The sequence below is a fragment of the Aeromonas sp. 600774 genome, from assembly GCF_049175075.1.
GTDB lineage: Bacteria > Pseudomonadota > Gammaproteobacteria > Enterobacterales > Aeromonadaceae > Aeromonas > Aeromonas veronii_A.
This window is the reverse complement of record NZ_JAAKUJ010000005.1, coordinates 40980-58449: the sequence shown is the minus strand read 5'-3', so window position 1 is coordinate 58449 and position 17470 is coordinate 40980. Positions and strand designations below refer to the sequence as shown.

Here is a 17470-nt window from a genome sequence, read left to right as displayed (position 1 = left end):
ACTCTCGGGGCTGTCGCATAGCACAAGCTGATGGATGTACAGGGATGTGGCAGATGGTCGTGAGTGTGCCAAAAAAGAGAAAGCCCCGACGATACGGGGCTTTGTTGGTACTTGGGGTTAATTGAGGAGCGCGGTGAGCGTGCAACCTTCCATCAATGCAGTATGTCGCCCATGAAATAGGCAAGCAGGGTCAAAATGACGGTGAAGACCAGGTTCAGCACCAGACCCGCCCGCATCATCTCACGCTGCTGGATATGACCGCTGGCGAAGACAATTGCGTTGGGCGGGGTGGCTACCGGCAGCATGAAGGCGCACGAGGCACCGACAGCGATCAGTACGGAGACGACAATGGGAGAGACTCCCAGTGCCTCTGCGACTCCGGCAAACAGTGGAACCAGCAGAGCGGCGGTAGCGGTGTTGGATACCAGCTCGGTCAGGAACACCACGAAGGCGGCAAGACAGAGCAGGATGACGAAGATCGGCATGGTGGCCAGACCGTTGGATAGGTGCTCCGCCAGGAAGGCGTTGGCCCCGGTCTGCTTAAGGATGGCGCTCAGGGTCAAGCCGCCACCAAACAGCATCAGTACTCCCCAGTCGGTGTTCTGGTTGATGTCATCCCAGCTTGCCACTCGGCTGACGGCAATGGCGATGATGGCTCCCATGGCGATCAGTGTATCAAATTGAGGTATTCCTCCCAGCGCCTGGGCAATAGGCTGGGAGCCAATCCACAACAGCACTGTGGTCAGAAAGATCAGCAGAGTCACCTTGCGCTGGCCAGTCCACTCTATGGTCACCTGCTCGGTGCTGACCTGGTGCGAGAGGTTGGGGCGGGTCACGAGATAGAGCAGACCGATCCCCACGGGCATGAAGATGAGGACTACAGGGATACCAAATTTCAGCCAGTCAGTAAAACCAAGTCCCATTTGGGCTGCTGCGATGGCGTTGGGCGGGCTGCCGACCAGGGTGCCGATACCGCCAATACTGGCGCTGTAGGCAACACCAAGCAAGACGAAGACCAGAGTACGCCGCTCCTTGTGAATGTCGAGGCCTTTGAGCATGCCAAGAGCCAGCGGCATCATCATGGCGGCGGTGGCGGTATTGCTGATCCACATGGAGAGTGCCGCAGTAATACTGAAGAGTACGATAGCAGCCCAGCCGAGGTGTCCCTTGGCAAGCTGCATCACCTTACCGGCAATCTGGGTGTCTAGTCCCTGTTTGGAAAGTGCAGCCGCCAAGGCAAATCCGCCAAAGAAGAGGAATAGTACCGGGTTAGCGAAGTCGGTCAACGACTTGCTCATATCAAACACCCCGAGCAGGGTGGCAAGCACCGGGATGGAGATCGCGGTGATAGTGATATTCACCGCTTCGGTTAGCCAGAGAATGGCGATAAAGATCAGAATGCCCAGCCCCTTGTTGACCATGGGGTCAAAAGGGAGCCAGGCGAGCATGGCGCATAGCAGGAGCAGATCCAGGATAACGATCCCGGTTTTGATATCCAGCCAACGAGATGGAGTTGCGGGTACAGCCGATGTGTGCATATCGTTCTCTCGGTTAATTTATGGTTGTTTTTGTGTTGCCGAGATTACATCCATTCACTTGTTTGAAACAGACTCACATATTGAAAATCAGCCTCTACTCACACACTCATTGATAAAAAAGGGGATTGCCACACGCAAATAAAACAATATTGAAACATAAGTTAAACATTGATGAGCTGTGCCAGCCACTGCTTGAACATGGTTTTAGGCAAGGAGCCATTTATCTGATCCACCAGCTTGCCCTGCTTGAAGACCATCAGAGTGGGGATGCTGCGAATGGCATAACGTGTTGCAATTGCGCTTTGCTGCTCGGTATCGACCTTTACAAAGCGCATTCGAGGTTCGAGTTCGTTTGCCACGTCATGAAAGACGGGAGAGAATTGTTGGCAAGGTCCGCACCAGCTGGCCCAAAAATCGACCACGACCGGAATATCGGAGCTGATAAGGGTATCGAAGTTATCAGCCTTCCCGAGGCAAGGGGTCTGGCTGAACAGAGACGCCTTGCAGTGCCCACATTTGGCGGACTGGTTTACGTGGGTGGAGGGCAGGCGGTTTCTGGTAAAGCAGTGGCTACAATAAGTAGTGATAAATGACATAATAGCCTCCTTGAAGAGCGGCTCTGGTGGCTGTGACGAGAATAGTGCCAGAGTTAAATAGTCAAACAACGTTAACACAGTGCTCGGCTGGGGTGGATACTTCCACTCCGGGTTCTGCCCAAGCCGGATAATTCAGCGGCCCTTATAAGTAGAGAGTCAAAACGGGATGAATAAAGGATCACGGAAGAGCCCTGTGGTACTGCTGCTGGTTGCTGCCTTGTTGCTTGGCTTCTCGGTTATGTGCTGGCAGTTGCTTAGCCAGCAGCAGCGCGCATACAGCCTGAATCAGGCTGCGGAGGCTGTGCTGAACAGAATCAACACTGACAGTGTTTACCTGCTTGGTCGAGAGAGTGCCAATGATAGCAACGTCCAGCAACGGCTCGTCCAGTTATCCGGTATTCTGGATAGCTTTGTTCACAAAATCCGCAGTGATGCCGAGGTTGAGCAAACTCCTCTTTCCCGGAGGTTGCTGCAGGATTTGGATCTCTACCAGATGGAGCTGGCCAGACTGTACAGCATGGAAAAGGCGGTAGAATATATCGCGCAACCCTTTCAGCATCAGCTTGAGAAGGTTCGCACTATCACGCCGGCAGAGAGCCTTTTGCATCGTGACCTGAATGAGTTGGCCCAACTCAGCCATTTTTTGCAACACAGCGCCGATAACCAGTATCAACAACAGTTGAGCTTGTTGCAGCGCGATCTCGCTTCCCATTATGGCTCGCAACCCGAGGTGATCACCTTGGTTAACCTGAGCAAGGATTTGAGTCGTCAGGTGATGGCTTATCATACCCTGCGCCATCGTCTAATCGATATGCAGGTGAGCGATAACCTGGTGCGCTGGAAGATGGATAAACTGGAGCGGGCTTCATCATTGCTGAACCGCTTCTATTTAATGGTGCTTGGCGGTGCCTTGATCAGTTTTGTGCTGGTGGCCTATACCCTGTGGCGTCGTAATCAGAAATTGAGCGAGTTGTCCCGTCAGACAACTTTGCTGGCCCAGGCCAAAAGTGATTTTTTGGCCAACATGAGTCACGAGATCCGCACCCCCATGAACGCCATCATCGGCTTCAGCTCGCTGGCACTGCAGACTGAGCTTGATCAGCAACAGCGGGACTATCTGGGCAAGATCAAATCCTCATCCGATACCTTGCTTCTGCTGATCAATGACATCCTGGATTTGACCAAGGTGGAGTCCGGCAAACTGACGCTCGAGGAGATCGACTTCGATCTTAGCGAGCAGCTCGATTCGCTGGCAGGCATGTTTGCCGATTTGGCGGAGCGCAAACATGTGGAAGTGATCATTCGCAAGTCACCCGAGGTGCCGGTCTTTTTGCGTGGTGATCCCCTGCGGTTGGGGCAGGTGCTGGTCAATCTGGTGAATAATGCCATCAAATTCACCGAACGTGGCGAGGTCGAAGTCTGCATCGAGCTGGCCAACACTCATCCCATGCGGATCCGCTTCAGCGTGCGCGACACCGGTATTGGCATTGCTGAAGAGAAGCAGACTCAACTATTTCAGGCCTTTACCCAGCTGGAGGCGGGAAATACCCGTAAATATGGTGGCTCGGGTCTGGGGCTCAATATCTCCCAGCGGCTGGTTGAACTGATGGGAGGGCGGATCACCGTACAGAGCAAGCCCGGTGTCGGCTCTTTGTTCAAGTTCGATATACCGATGGCGCAAGCGGTCTATGGGGTGGCTGGACGAAAAGTCTTCTTCGAGAACCAACCGCTGGTGATGGTAATGGACGACAACGAACTGGTGCTGGATCTGGCCAAGGATATTCTCACTCGCGCAGGCGTGCGAGTGCTGCCGGTCAACTCCCTTTCCCGTGCCCGTCAGCTGCTCCGTGAAGAGGGGCCCAATCTGCGGCTGGCCATTCTCGACTGGCGCATGGGTCAGGAGGATGGACTCGATCTGGCGCTGGAGATGTATCAACACAGCCAGTGGCGGCGGATCCCCATCCTGATGATCAGTGCCTGGGCCAGGGAGGGGCTACACGCCCGGATGGACAGCATGGGACTGGTCCATTTTCTGCCCAAACCGATGACCGAGAATGCCCTGCTGGCCAAGGTGGACGAGCTGCTCAACGGCAGCTCCTACGAGCTCAACCTGCGCAAGGCCGAAGTGCAAGGGGATCAGCAGCACTTCAAATCCCTGTTGCAGGGTACCCGAGTGCTGTTGGCCGAAGACAACCGGGTCAATCAGCAGCTCATCATCGAGTATCTGCGGCGGGTCGATGCGGCGGTGTGCGTGGTCAGCAATGGTCGGGAGGCGGTGGAGCGGGTCGCCGAGCAGCCTTTTGACGTGATCCTGATGGATTTGCAGATGCCGGTGCTGGACGGGCTCGATGCTACCCGCCAGATCCGCAAGATGGTCGACAAACACGATGTGCCCATCATTGCCCTCACCGCCAGCGCCATGCCCGGTGACAAGGAGCGTTGCCTGGGGGTGGGGATGAATGGCTATGTCACCAAGCCGGTGAGCAAGCTGGATCTCTACAACAACCTGCTGCAGTGGGTAAAGCCGCAAGGGGTGGAGCAGGCGGGGATCATGGAGGTGAAACCGCCGGATATGATCGGGATCCTCGATCTGCAGGATGCACTCAAGCGGCTGGAGCAGGACAAGGAGGCATTGCAGATTCTGTTCAAGCTGTTCATGTCGGAGCACAAGGACGATCTGTGGGAGATCCGCTCCGCTCTGCGCCGTCAGCAGCCCGAGGTGGCCAGCAAGCTGCTGCACACCCTCAAGGGGGTGTCGGCCAATATCTCGGCGGCCCGTCTGCAATTGGTGGCTGGCGAGCTGGAGTGGCGCCTGCGGCAAAACGAGGTGCTAAGCGAGACGGATCTGGAGCAGTTGCAACAGGTCTTTAGCCAGACCCGGGAAGAGGTGTCACACTTCCTGTTGACCGGTGAGCAGCATGAAAATTCGTATAATCCCTATTCATCAGGGGATGATCGCATGTCACAGTGAATTAAATAGTAATTATTCTCAACCATCCCGGTTCGGGATATGATGAGCTTTCGTTCGAATCGCCTCCAGCCGGAGGCGATTGTTTTCATTCTTCTATTTCTGCGTGGCTTCTCTGATGGCCGTTCCTTGGAGCGGTCACGGGCAGAGAGCGCTAAAGGTTGGTGGTGTGAGCGTATTTTTACGATTGAGCTGGTTTTTCAAGGAGCAGTGGCCCCGTTATCTGGCCGCCATCTCCTTGCTGCTGATGGTGGCCCTGTTGACCGTTATTCCGCCCAAAGTGGTGGGCTGGGTGGTGGATGGCATCACCAAGGGTGGTCTCGACAATGGTACCCTGATGCGCTATCTGGCGGGGCTGTTTGGTCTGGGTGTGCTGATTTATCTGCTGCGCTACGTCTGGCGGGTGATGCTGTTTGGTGCCTCTTACCGTCTGGCCTATGTGTTGCGCAATCGCCTTTTCAGCCATTTCACCCAGATGAGCCCCGATTTTTATCAGCGCCACCGTACTGGCGATTTGATGGCCCATGCCACCAATGACATTCAGGCTGTGGAGATGACCGCTGGCGAAGGGGTGCTGACTCTGGTGGACTCCATCATGGTCGGGGTATTGGTGCTCTCCATCATGTGCAGCCAGTACTCCTGGCAGTTGACGCTGGTCTCCTTGCTGCCGCTGCCGGTGATGGCCTATTTCATGAACCGCTTCGGCACCCAGATCTACACCCAGTTCAAGGCTGCGCAAGGGGCCTTCTCCAGGCTCAACAACAAGACCCAGGAGGCTCTTTCCGGCGTGCGGGTGTTGAAATCCTATGCGGTTGAATCGCTGGAAGATGAAGGCTTTGCCGAGCTGACCAAACAGGCGGGGGAGCGCAATATGGCGGTGGCCCGCATCGATGCCAAATTCGATCCGGTCATCTATCTCTGTATCGGTTGCTCCTACTTCCTCGCGGTGGCGGGGGGCAGTGTGCTGGTGCTGCGCGATGAGCTGACCCTGGGTGAGCTCACCAGCTTCACCATGTACCTCGGCCAGCTGATCTGGCCGATGTTTGCCATCGCCTGGCTGTTCAACATCATCGAGCGGGGTAGCGCCGCCTACTCCCGTATCGAAAGCCTGCTTGGGGAGCGCAGCGATATCGAAGAGCCCGCCCAGCCGGCGGTGTTTACCTCTGCCTTTCCTTTGCAGATCAAAGGGGTGAGCTATCAACTCGAGCAGCGCACCCTGCTTGCGGATATCGACGTTACCCTCAAGCAAGGGGGAATGCTCGGAGTGGTGGGGCGCACCGGGGCAGGCAAGAGCTCCCTGCTCAAGCTGTTGATGCGCCTTGCCAATCCGACTCACGGTTCGATTGTCATGGGTGGCGTTCCGATTGACCAGCTGCCGCTCGCCACACTGCGCAGCCAGTTTGCCTATGTGCCGCAGGAGCCATTCCTGTTTTCCACCACTATCGCCGCCAATATCGCCCTCGGCAAACCCGATGCGAGCCGCGAGGAGGTCGAACGGGTGGCGCGCATTGCCTGTGTCCACGATGATATTGTGCGTTTCCCCAAGGGCTATGAGACCGAGGTGGGGGAGAAAGGGGTGACCCTCTCCGGCGGTCAGAAACAGCGGCTGGCCATTGCCCGCGCCCTGCTGCTGGATGCGCCCATTCTGGTGCTCGATGATGCGCTCTCGGCGGTGGATGCCCACACCGAGCAGCAAATTCTGCATGCCCTCAAAGCCCATCGTCGCACCCTGATCCTGGTCAGCCATCGCATGACGGCGGTGGAGCAGGCCTACGAGATCCTGGTGCTGGAGCAGGGGGCCGTTAGCGAACGGGGTCATCACGGTGCCCTGATGGCGCACAATGGCTGGTATGCAGATATGGTGCGTTACCAGCGTCTCGAAGAAGCGGTGGAGGAGAGCCTGTGAATCCGACCATTAAACGACTGCTCGCCTACTGCGCCCAGTATCCTCGCTGGCTGATCCAGGCGGGGATCTGTTTGCTGCTTGCCACCGGCGCCGAAGTGGCCGGGCCGCTGCTGATCAAGCTCTTTATCGATGACTATCTGGCGCCTCGCAATATCGTGCTGCCCACCATAGCCCTGATTGCGGCGGGCTATCTGGGCTTGCAGGTGCTGTCGGCGGCGGGCTTCTATTTGCAATCCCTGCGCTTTAACCGCATCGCTCAGGCGGTGGTGCAAACTTTGCGCGAGCAGGTATTTGCTACCGCCATCCGTTTGCCGGCCCGCTACTTTGACAAGCATCGATCCGGCTCGCTGATTTCCCGCATCACCAACGACACCGAAGCGATCATGAACCTCTATGTGCAGGTGATCGGCTTGCTGGTGCAAAAGGTGGTGCTGTTGTGCGGCATCCTCATCTCCATGGCGCTGCTAGATCTGCGGCTGATGCTGGTCTGCTCCCTGTTGCTGCCCGCTGTGGGCGGGGTGATGTGGCTCTACCAGAAACTGAGCGTGCCGGTGGTGCGAGCGACCCGCAGCCTGCTCTCCGACATCAACAGCCGCCTCAACGAGTCGCTGCAGGGGATGCCGGTTATTCAGGCGATGGTGCAGGAGCGCCACTTTGCCAACGCCTTTGCCGAGGTGAACCAGCAACACTGGTCGGCACGGATCAAGAGCCTCAAGATCAACGGCATTTTGCTGCGCCCGCTCATCGATCTCTTCTACATGATGGTGCTGATCGGTCTGTTGGGGCTGTTCGCCCACGAGGGGGGGAGCCACGCCGGTGCCATTCAGGTGGGGGTGCTCTACGCATTTATCAGCTATCTGGGCCGGATGATCGAGCCGCTCATCGAGATGACCAACCAGCTTAACCAGCTGCAGCAGGCGATGGTGGCGGGGGAGCGGGTCTTTGCCCTGCTCGATGAAACCCGCGAGAGCACCGATGGCGAGATGATCCCGCTGGAAGGGCGGGTCAGTTTCGAGCGGGTGAGCTTCTCCTACGATGGTGAGCAACAGGTGCTGCGGGAGGTCAGCTTTGCCGCAAAACCGGGCCAGATGCTGGCGCTGGTGGGCCATACCGGCAGCGGCAAGTCCACCATCATCAGCTTGCTGATGGGCTTCTATCCGCTGGATCAGGGGCAGATCCGCTTCGATGAGCACGCACTGGATACCCTGTCGCTGGCGGCTGTGCGCCGCAGCATCGGGCTTGTGCAGCAAGATCCCTTTATCTTCGTCGGCACTTTGGCGGAGAACCTGCGTCTCGGCCGCGCCGGAATAGACGAAGCGCGCCTCTGGCAGGCGCTGAGCGAGGTGCAACTGGCCGAGTTTGTGCACAGCTTGCCACAGGGGATCAACACCCTGATGGAAGAGGGGGGCAAGAACCTCTCCGCCGGCCAGCGGCAACTGCTCTCCTTTGCCCGTGCGCTGGTGGGGGATCCGCGCATCCTCATTCTGGATGAGGCGACGGCGAGCGTGGACTCCCAGACCGAGCTGGCACTGTCGCAGGCGATCTCTGCCGCGCGTCGTGGTCGCACCACCATCGCCATCGCCCACCGCCTCTCGACCATCGTCGATGCGGACGAGATCCTGCTGCTCTCCCGCGGTCAGGTGAGCGAGCGGGGCAGTCACAGCGAGCTGATGGCCCTCGGCGGTCACTATGCCCAACTGTTCGAGATGCAGAGTCAGGGGGCCTGGCTGGAAGAGAAGCGCGCCTGAGCGGCAGATTTGCTGTTAACAGTGAGATGAACGAGAAGAGGGAACCGGTGTGGTTCCCTCTTTTTTGCGCCGGGCAAAAGGTCGTAACCGTGATCCCTGTGCTTGTCGAATGCCACAGATGCAGGCAACATGTTGTTTATATTAACTCATCGGATCAGTTCGCATATGGATTTGCAACGCTTCAAAGCCAATCTGGCGCTCCGGCTGTTTGCCTGGCGCTACATTCCCGTCATCGGTTTTTGTGCCCCGATCATCGAAGAGATGAACGCCAAGGCGCTGCGTATTCGCATTCCCCTTGGCTGGCGTACCCGTAACCACTTGGGCAGCATGTATTTTGGTGCGCTGGCGACCGGCGCCGATCTGGTGGGTGGTCTGCTGGTGATGGAGAAGGGGCGGCAGCGGCGCAAGAAGGTGCACTTCGCCTTCAAGGATGTGCAGGGGGAGTTTTTGAAACGACCGGAGGGGGATGTGCAGTTCGACTGCGCAGCGGGGGAGGAGATTGACGCCATGATCGACGAATCGCTGGCAAGCGGTCAGCGCATCAATCGCCCCATCCGGGTGGTGGCCACCTGTCCGTCATTGAACGGGGATGAGGCGATGGCGCGTTTTGTGCTGACCCTGTCGATCAAGGCCAGCTAGCGGGTTGCCAGAGCGTGGCACCCCGACAGGGGTTTAGCCAATATCCGGGCTGACGCCCTCTTTGACCACAACCTTCATGCCGTTGAAGTTGACCACCTGTTCGGCCACGATCTTGCAGCGCTTGCGGGTCTCGACCTGACCGTCCACCTCGACCAGCCCTTCGGCAATGAGGGCTTTGGCTGCGCCGCCACAATCGGCCCACCCCTGATGCTTGATAAGGTCACACAAGGCAACGAAGGGGTGACCTTCGAGCAGAAACGTCTCCATGGGAAATCCTCTATATGGATAAATGCCGGATCTGGCAGGGCGGTTATTCTAGGCAGTTCATTCCGGCAAGAAAAGGGAAGCTGGACCACGGCAGTGAAAATGGTCTCCTCGCGCCAGCTTTTTATGTCGGGTTGTACTGAACTGTGCCATTGATCCCATTTGTGGAGTAGCTGGGACGAGTGATGACGCAAGAGATGTTCGCCGCACTGCTTTCTGCTTGCTACGGCTGTTAGGATGGCCTTCTTTGTTTGGTAAATGGTGCAAGGAGCCTCCAATGATTCTCTCCCGACTGCTGCTGGCGTGCAGCGCCCTGACTCTGTGTGGTATCGCGCAGGCCAGTACTCCGGTGCAGGTTTCGCTGCCCGGCGTCAACCTGCCCGCATCCCATCAGGTGGAAGGAGCGCGCGCCTCGCTGCTCTACGGTCGGACCGGTCAGGTGAAGGGTATTGATCTGCCGATCTTCGCCCTCTCCGATGTGGATCAGTTCAGCGGCCTGCAGCTCGGGATTTTCCTCGGTGCTGGTCGGGTGCGCCACCAGTTTGGCGGGGTCGCCATCAACGCCATCAACTGGCACGAAGGGCAGGATACCGGCGTCAATCTGGGGCTGGTCAACCTGACCAACAATGTACAGGGGCTCAACTGGGGGGCGGTCAATATCGCCAAGGGCAATGCGCTGGCCAACGTCGGCCTGGTCAACTATGCCGAGCGTACCACCTTCCAGATTGGCTTTATCAATGCCACCAAGCACCTTGATGGCTTGCAGATCGGGCTGGCCAACTATGCCGCCAACGGCGTGTTCCCCATTCTGCCGCTGGTGAACTTCCAGAAATCGTTCTGAGTGGGCGGTTCGCTTTGCGTTAAGGGCCTCTGCTGATTACCCTGTGTCTCTTGCAACTTGTGACAGGCGAACAGAGGTAATTGATGACGGCAGGGCAAATGAGTGCAATCGGGATCGGCTGGGATGTGCGTGGCTGGCAGGGCAGTGCCCAGGCGGTGGCCGTGGTGGGCTGGCAGGCCGACTCCAACCGCCTGCACTGGCTCGGGGTGTCGCCGCTGTTTCGTCTTAGCTCGCGGGTGGCGCCGGATCTGGCCGCTCTGCTGCGTCCCGCCCTGCAAAACGAGCTGACCCTGATGCAGGTAGAAGCCTGCCCGCAACTGGCGCTCGGTATCGATGCGCCGCTCGCCTTTCCCCGTGCCTTGCGGGATCTGCTAAATGGCCAGCCACATAGCTGCGCCGCTCCCGAGCGGGAGATAGACAACCCCTACGCCTATCGCGACTGCGAGCGCTGGTTGTATCAGCAGTACGGCAAGAAGCCGCTGTCGGCCACCTTCGACCGGCTTGGCAACAACGCCACCCTGGCGCTCTCCATGCTGCCGCGGCTCTCGGATCTGCAACTGGTGCCGACCGTTGCCCCGAAGGCCAGTCGCGCCGTGCTGGAGGTCTATCCGGCATTGGCCAAAGTGGGCGGCAAGGCCTCCCCGGCACGGCACGAGCTGGCGGCGCTGCTGCTGCCTGCGGATGTGCTGGTCGGCACCGATCGCTACGATGCGGCGCTCTGCGCCCTGATGGCGCTGCAATATGCCGCTGGCGGCAAGGTGACTGTGTTGCCTGAGCTGATTTCGCCACCCAGTGACATGCCGTGTGATGAGGGATGGGTCTATCACTTTGCCCGTCATGGCGTTGAGTACAACGGCATGTGATGGACGGTGATGCGGCGGATCATGGCGCCGCTCACCCTGTCGACGCGGGCCAAATGGCGTAAAAAACCTGTCTTTAGTCAGGAAATTGCCTGTTCATCCCGCGCCAAGGTGGCGCATCGTTATCTTCATCCGATATATTGCCCACCTTGCTGATCCTTTGCTGTGGTATTCCCGATGAAATCCGTTCTCTCTATTCAGTCCCACGTGGTCTTTGGTTGTGCCGGCAACAGCGCGGCCGTCTTCCCCATGCGCCGCCTTGGTATGGATGTATGGCCCATCAACACGGTGCAGTTTTCCAACCACACCCAATATGCCCAGGGGTGGCAGGGGATGGCGATGCCGGCGGGTCATATCAGTGCGCTGGTGAAAGGATTGGGCAATATCGAGGTGTTGAGCCAGTGTGACGCCGTGCTGAGTGGCTACCTTGGCTCCGCCGAGCAGGGGGACGAGATCCTGACCGTGGTCAACGCTGTCAAGGCGGCCAACCCCGATGCCATCTACTTCTGCGACCCTGTGATGGGTCACCCGGAGAAGGGGTGTATCGTCGCTCCTGGCGTTACCCGTTTCCTGACCGAGCAGGCGTTGCCGGTGGCCGACATGATGGCCCCCAACCTGCTGGAGCTGGAGACCCTCTGTGATACCCATCTGGCAGATCTGGATCAGACCCGCGCGGCTGCCCATCAGCTGCTGGCCCGCGGCGTCAAGCTGGTGCTGGTCAAACATCTCGGTCGTGCGGCGCAGGACTCCAGCCGCTTCGAGATGCTGCTGGCAACTCCGCAAGGGGATTACCTGATTGCCCGTCCGCTCTATGACTTTGCCCGCCAGCCGGTGGGGGTTGGCGATCTTATCAGCGCCCTGATGCTGGCCAATTTGCTGGCCGGTCACGATGCGGTCAGCGCGTTCGAGCGCACCAACGCCTCGGTGGATGCGGTGCTGCAGGAGACCTGGCGCCAGCAGGCTTACGAACTGCAACTCATCGCCGCGCAAGATGCGTTTGATTCGCCGAAGGTGGAGGTGCGAGCGGTGATACTGCCCTGATTGCTGCCATGTCTGAAGCAAAAGAGGTGAGCCATTGGCTCACCTCTTTTGTTTGTATCGCTCCCGGTTATGGGGTCAGCGGATCAACCCCTGTTCAACCAGCCAGGCAAACAGCAGACGGGAGACGGGGGAGAGCTCATCGAGGTGAGTGCTGTCTAGCCAGCGCAGCTCGGCGATCTCGGCCGAGGCGACCGGGGCGCCGCTCGCATCGCCGGTGTAGCAGCGCAGTCGCACTTCGACCCCTGCCGGTTTGCCATCTGCCTGGGCGCTGAACTCGCAGGCAAAGCGCAGGGTGTCGTGCAGCAGGGTGACGGCCAGCTCCTCTTCAATCTCGCGGATCAGCGCCGCTTCGTCGCTTTCGCCCGGTTCCCGCTTGCCGCCGGGGATGTAGTAGATCGCCTTGCCGTGGGAGCGGGCGCAGAGCAGTTGCTGATCTTTAAAGGTGAGCCAGGCGAGTTTGTCGATCATCCGTTTTCTCTCCAATGGGGTTGCCGTGATGAGCCGGGCGCACTCAAGCGCACCGCTGTTTTGCATGCAGGCAGCCTAGCAAAGATGAGGTTGAGTCCCAAGAAGAAAGAGGGGAGAGGCCGGAAACGTACTGTTTCCAGCGCGGTGACCGCGTAGCTGAAAGAGTGCACAATGGCTGTTTCACTACAGCCTTCTCGTCCCTAAAAAAGTAGACTGGCGCACACCACGACAGGGCCGGACTGGGCGAAGGCGGGGCCCTTGTGGTTTAATCTTGCCACTTTAGCGGTAGTGGGCGACGGGCCTGCTACCTTGCGTGGGCAAGATGCAGGTGAGCAAGATGCAGATAGCAGCAGAGAGCAAGTTTATCGGACTCGGGGTAGCGGGCAATTTCGCCGGTCATCTGGAGCAGGCGGGTGAAGCGTCGGATTTCGTGGCGGTTGTGGTGCGCGACACCACGGCGCCCAAGGCGTTGTTCCCCTTCTTCGTGCCCGGTCATCCGGGTCAGCTCGGGGTATTCCCGTTGAGCGACAAGGCTATCTTCCTGCCGGAGGCGGCGGTCAGTGGTGACGAGAAGGTGCAGATCGAGCCGGAAGTGGCCCTCTGGTGCGAGCTGGAGTATGCGGGCAAGCAGGTGGTGGCGATCCATCCCCGCGCCTTTGGCGCCTATAACGACTGCTCTATCCGTCGTCCCAACGCCAAGAAGATCAGCGAGAAGAAGAACTGGGGCGAAGAGAGCAAGGGGCTGGCGGCCAACCTGCTGCCGCTATCCGGTTTTGCCGCCGGCTGCGAGCTCGATGACTATCGCATCGCCTGCTATCTGGAGCGAGACGGTGAGCTGCACGCCTACGGGGTAGACAGCGCCGCCATCGACTACAGCTACTTCCATTGCAAGCTGCTCGACTGGGCCATCGACAAGTTCAACCATCAGCAGGATGAGGGGCCGGCGGAGCACATTCAGGGACTGCTGGCGCAGGCGGGACACCCTCCCCACGCGCTCATCAGCATCGGTGCCACCCGTTATACCCCGTTTGGCGAGACCCACTTCCTCAAGCCTGGCGACACCTCCTGTGTGGTGGTCTATCCGGGCAGCCGCTACAGCGAAGCGGATATTCGCGAGGCGATCCGTACCCGCAGTTTTGGTGCCGATGTGTCGGTGCTGCTGCAGGCGGTGCAGGCGCGCTAATCAGATTGGCCCGCGGGGCGGCAATTGCCATCCTGCGGGCTGCAACAAAGAGTCATTGATGAAGATTGATACTGTAACGCGGGCCGATTATCCGGCCCTGATCGCGCTGTGGGAGGCCTCGGTGCGGGCGACCCACCACTTCCTGCCCGAGGCCGAGATCCTCGCGCTCAAACCGCTTATTCTGGAGCACTACTTCGATGCAGTGACACTGCACTGTGCCCGAATGGAGGAGGGGCGCATTGCCGGTTTTTGCGGGCTATGTGATGGCAAGATAGAGATGCTGTTTGTGGCGCCGGCGGTGCGCGGCAGTGGCGTGGGTCGCCGGTTGGTGGAACATGCCATCAGCCAGTGTGGCGCGACGCTGGTTGACGTCAACGAGCAGAATGAGCAGGCGGTGGGTTTCTACCACAAGATGGAGTTCGTCGTGACGGGCCGCTCGCCGCTGGATGGCCAGGGCAAGCCCTATCCTTTGCTCCATATGGCGTTGCTGCCGCGATAGTCGTTCAAGTGTGATAATGAACGGGGGATGGCCTGCGCCATCCCCCGTTTTTGATCCTGCCGTTACTTGCTGGCGATCTTGCTGACCACCTTGATCAGCTGGTAGCGCAGGGAGGAGGCATCGGCCGGCACATTGGTAAGCTGCTCCTTGCTCACGGTGAGCTGATACTGGTAGCCCGGCTCGAACTGGAAACCCTCGATCTGCTGATAGAAAAGCGTCCAGGGCTGCTGCTCGTCGCTGCGCACCTGCATGCACTGCATCGGCCCGACCCCGACACAATCGACCAGCTGGCTGTTGATGTAGAGGGTCTCACCCTGTGGGGCCGCGGTGCCCTGACAGGCGGTGAGCAGCAGGGCGGCGCTGGCAAGCAGAGGTTTCATGGGGGACTCCTTCGAATTGAAAGGGGCATTAGAGCGATAAATAAAAAGGCGGTCAATGACCGCCTTTGTAACAAACCATGTTGATTCAGTTCATTAACGCTGATCAAGCGGCGTGAAATCCCGTTGCGGGTGGCCCACGTAGAGCTGGCGCGGGCGGCCAATCTTGCTATCCGGGTCGGAGTGGAACTCGTTCCAGTGAGCAATCCAGCCGATAGTGCGGGAGATGGCGAAGATCACGGTGAACATGTTCATCGGGATACCGATCGCCTTCATGATGATACCGGAGTAGAAGTCCACGTTCGGGTAGAGTTTCTTCTCGATGAAGTAGGGGTCGGAGAGCGCGATGCGCTCCAGCTCCATGGCCACGTCCAGCAGCGGATCCTTGATCTGCAGCTCGGTTAATACCTCGTGACAGGTTTCACGCATCACAGTGGCACGGGGGTCATGGTTCTTGTAGACACGGTGGCCGAAGCCCATCAGACGGAACGGATCGTTCTTGTCCTTGGCCTTGGCGATGTACTCGGGGATGCGATCCACCGAGCCTACCTCCTCCAGCATGCGCAGGCAGGCTTCGTTGGCACCACCATGGGCCGGACCCCACAGGGAGGCGATACCTGCGGCGATACAGGCAAACGGGTTGGCACCGGAGGAGCCAGCCAGACGGACTGTGGAGGTGGAGGCGTTCTGCTCGTGATCAGCGTGCAGGGTGAAGATGCGGTCCATGGCGCGCTCGACCACCGGATTGACCTTGTACTCCTCGGTCGGTACCGCAAACATCATATGCAGGAAGTTGCCTGCATAGGAGAGGGCGTTGCGCGGATGCATGAACGGCTGGCCGATAGAGTACTTGTAGCACATGGCCGCCAGGGTCGGCATCTTGGAGATGAGGCGGAAGGCGCAGATCTCGCGGTGCTGTTCGTTGTTGATGTCGAGGGCGTCGTGATAGAAGGCAGAGAGTGCGCCCACCACACCACACATGATGGCCATGGGGTGGGAGTCACGACGGAAACCACGGAAGAAGAAGGCAATCTGCTCGTGCACCATGGTATGGCGGGTCACGGTACGCTGGAAATCGGCAAACTGTGCCTTGGTCGGCGCCTCGCCGTAGAGCAGGATATAGCAGACTTCGAGATAGTTGGACTCTTTGGCCAACTGGGCGATGGGGTAACCACGGTGCAGCAAGACACCCTGATCCCCGTCAATGTAGGTGATGGCAGATTTGCAAGAACCGGTCGCCATAAAGCCCGGGTCAAAGGTGAAATACCCTTGCCCACCCAGCTTTCTAACATCGACAACATCAGGTCCAACGGTTCCAGAGAGGATCGGCAGTTCAACCGGATCTTTCCCGGGCAGGTGTAGGGTGGCTATCTTATCAGCCATAGCACGTCTCCTTTGCTCTTTATAATTTGGTTCCAGTCCTACTCTATTACGACTTTTATGACGCTGGCAAAGGTTGTTACCCATACCGAGGTGGCTGGAGCGCCCTATTTGAAACAGAGTTCCCTATCAATGTCAATTTTGCTGGGGCGGCATTAACGGCATTAATGGAATGTTAAATTAAATATGCGATCAAGTTTGCGGTTTTGTGTTTTCTTTGTAGCTGTTTGATTGTCTTCGTTTAAGGGCGTGGATATACTGCGCCACGTGGGTCATGGCTGCTGGTGTTTGAAACGCTTTGGCAAAGCCTGATGTGAAACCAAAAATTCGCGTTTTGGCTTTTTCAGAGTGTTTTGGTAACAAATAGCCAACAATCACCATCCCGTGCCCTCAAGTGTGAGTTAAAACAATAACTAACGTGCTCAATAGAGCTGAGTGGGCAAGCGTGAAAAACAAACAGAGACCGGTCAACCTCGACCTACAAACGATCAGCTTTCCTGTCACTGCCATCGCCTCCATCCTGCACCGTGTTTCAGGGGTCATTACCTTTGTGGCACTGGGCATCTTGCTGTGGATGCTTGGCACTTCACTCGCCTCTCCCGAAGGATTTGAGACAGTGGTGTCCATCATGGACAACTTCCTGGTCAAATTCGTGCTGTGGGGGATCCTGACTGCGCTGGCTTACCACATTGTGGGCGGTTTGCGTCATCTGGTCATGGACATGGGCTATTGGGAAGAGCTGGAATCCGGTAATCAGAGTGCCCGTGTGGCCTTCGTGATCACCGCGATCCTGGCCGTATTGGCGGGAGTGCTTGTATGGTAACCAATTCTGCAACTTTCGGGCGCAGCGGCGTTCATGATTACATCCTGATCCGCGCCACCGCCCTCATCATGACCTGCTATGTCCTCTATCTGGTGAGTTTTGTCGCGTTCAACGACCTCACCTTTGAGGTGTGGACAGGTTTCTTCGCCAACACCTTCACCAAGGTATTCACCCTGTTGGCCCTGCTGTGCGTACTGATCCATGCCTGGATCGGTCTGTGGCAGGTGTTGACCGACTATATCAAGCCGGTATGGCTACGCGGGGCGCTGCAATTTGCCCTGGTCGTGGTGCTGTTTGTCTATCTGATGACGGGTTTCGTCGTGCTGTGGGGTGTGTAAG

The 17470-nt window shown here is 58.1% G+C and carries 18 protein-coding genes; 11 read left to right on the top strand and 7 right to left on the bottom strand.

The annotated features are described in order from the left end of the window. Window positions 1-152: 152 nt before the first annotated feature. Window positions 153-1538: a DASS family sodium-coupled anion symporter gene (locus G5171_RS07010; RefSeq protein ID WP_337072889.1), complete on the bottom strand. Its 1386-nt coding sequence runs from the start codon at window positions 1536-1538 to the stop codon at window positions 153-155. Between the two features lie 161 nt (window positions 1539-1699). Then, complete coding sequence (gene trxC, locus G5171_RS07005) at window positions 1700-2134, bottom strand: thioredoxin TrxC (protein WP_005346144.1); 435 nt, start codon at window positions 2132-2134, stop codon at window positions 1700-1702. Between the two features lie 166 nt (window positions 2135-2300). Between trxC and G5171_RS07000 the strand changes: the two genes are divergently transcribed. The 4 genes from G5171_RS07000 (at window position 2301) to G5171_RS06985 (ending at window position 9395) form a co-directional block, all read left to right on the top strand. Then, a complete protein-coding gene (locus G5171_RS07000; RefSeq protein WP_421251267.1) occupies window positions 2301-5105 on the top strand; it encodes a response regulator in 2805 nt (934 codons plus the stop codon). Between the two features lie 166 nt (window positions 5106-5271). Continuing rightward, the gene (locus tag G5171_RS06995) at window positions 5272-7008 is read left to right on the top strand and encodes an ABC transporter transmembrane domain-containing protein (RefSeq protein ID WP_421260001.1); all 1737 of its coding nucleotides are present in this window, start codon (window positions 5272-5274) and stop codon (window positions 7006-7008) included. Next, window positions 7005-8756: an ABC transporter transmembrane domain-containing protein gene (locus tag G5171_RS06990; RefSeq protein WP_421260000.1), complete on the top strand. Its 1752-nt coding sequence runs from the start codon at window positions 7005-7007 to the stop codon at window positions 8754-8756. Before G5171_RS06995 ends, G5171_RS06990 begins: the two co-directional genes overlap by 4 nt. 165 nt (window positions 8757-8921) lie before the next feature. Beyond that, window positions 8922-9395 (top strand): DUF4442 domain-containing protein, encoded by a 474-nt coding sequence (locus G5171_RS06985; protein WP_005352552.1) that lies wholly within the window; start codon window positions 8922-8924, stop codon window positions 9393-9395. Window positions 9396-9428: 33 nt separating this feature from the next. On the opposite strand, the gene ybcJ is transcribed toward G5171_RS06985, so the two are convergent. Continuing rightward, window positions 9429-9662 carry a ribosome-associated protein YbcJ gene (gene ybcJ, locus G5171_RS06980; protein ID WP_421259999.1) on the bottom strand — a complete coding sequence of 78 codons (234 nt, stop codon included), beginning with the start codon at window positions 9660-9662 and terminating at the stop codon, window positions 9429-9431. 274 nt (window positions 9663-9936) lie between these two features. On the opposite strand from ybcJ, the gene G5171_RS06975 reads away from it, so the two are divergent. The 3 genes from G5171_RS06975 (at window position 9937) to pdxY (ending at window position 12401) form a co-directional block, all read left to right on the top strand. After that, on the top strand, window positions 9937-10500 hold the full coding sequence (locus G5171_RS06975; protein ID WP_421259998.1) for a VC2662 family protein: 564 nt from the start codon (window positions 9937-9939) through the stop codon (window positions 10498-10500). Between the two features lie 83 nt (window positions 10501-10583). Beyond that, window positions 10584-11363, top strand: coding sequence for a DUF429 domain-containing protein (locus tag G5171_RS06970; RefSeq protein ID WP_421259997.1), 780 nt, complete (start codon window positions 10584-10586; stop codon window positions 11361-11363). Between the two features lie 174 nt (window positions 11364-11537). Continuing rightward, window positions 11538-12401 (top strand): pyridoxal kinase PdxY, encoded by an 864-nt coding sequence (gene pdxY / locus G5171_RS06965; RefSeq protein ID WP_216953460.1) that lies wholly within the window; start codon window positions 11538-11540, stop codon window positions 12399-12401. A 75-nt stretch (window positions 12402-12476) separates the two neighbouring features. On the opposite strand, the gene G5171_RS06960 is transcribed toward pdxY, so the two are convergent. After that, window positions 12477-12869 (bottom strand): NUDIX hydrolase, encoded by a 393-nt coding sequence (locus G5171_RS06960; protein ID WP_421259996.1) that lies wholly within the window; start codon window positions 12867-12869, stop codon window positions 12477-12479. A gap of 337 nt (window positions 12870-13206) precedes the next feature. Here G5171_RS06960 and G5171_RS06955 point away from each other — a divergent pair, with 337 nt between their 5' ends. Continuing rightward, complete coding sequence (locus G5171_RS06955) at window positions 13207-14052, top strand: DUF5718 family protein (protein ID WP_421259995.1); 846 nt, start codon at window positions 13207-13209, stop codon at window positions 14050-14052. A gap of 58 nt (window positions 14053-14110) precedes the next feature. After that, entirely contained in the window at window positions 14111-14551 is a 441-nt protein-coding gene (locus G5171_RS06950; protein ID WP_421259994.1) for an acetyltransferase, read from the top strand. Window positions 14552-14613: 62 nt separating this feature from the next. Here the strand turns inward: G5171_RS06950 and G5171_RS06945 are convergent, their stop codons facing one another. The 3 genes from G5171_RS06945 to G5171_RS06935 all read right to left on the bottom strand — a co-directional run bounded on the left by G5171_RS06945 (window position 14614) and on the right by G5171_RS06935 (window position 16689). Then, window positions 14614-14931, bottom strand: a complete 318-nt coding sequence (locus G5171_RS06945) for a DUF4377 domain-containing protein (protein ID WP_337072881.1) — start codon at window positions 14929-14931, stop codon at window positions 14614-14616. Window positions 14932-15024: 93 nt separating this feature from the next. Further along, window positions 15025-16311, bottom strand: a complete 1287-nt coding sequence (locus G5171_RS06940) for a citrate synthase (RefSeq protein ID WP_005346116.1) — start codon at window positions 16309-16311, stop codon at window positions 15025-15027. 189 nt (window positions 16312-16500) lie between these two features. Beyond that, on the bottom strand, window positions 16501-16689 hold the full coding sequence (locus G5171_RS06935; RefSeq protein WP_005346115.1) for a hypothetical protein: 189 nt from the start codon (window positions 16687-16689) through the stop codon (window positions 16501-16503). Window positions 16690-16753: 64 nt separating this feature from the next. Here G5171_RS06935 and sdhC point away from each other — a divergent pair, with 64 nt between their 5' ends. After that, a complete protein-coding gene (gene sdhC / locus G5171_RS06930) occupies window positions 16754-17131 on the top strand; it encodes a succinate dehydrogenase cytochrome b556 subunit (protein WP_005346101.1) in 378 nt (125 codons plus the stop codon). Next, a complete protein-coding gene (sdhD, locus tag G5171_RS06925) occupies window positions 17125-17469 on the top strand; it encodes a succinate dehydrogenase, hydrophobic membrane anchor protein (protein WP_421259993.1) in 345 nt (114 codons plus the stop codon). The genes sdhC and sdhD overlap by 7 nt, the downstream gene beginning before the upstream one ends. The last annotated feature ends 1 nt before the right edge of the window (window position 17470 follow it).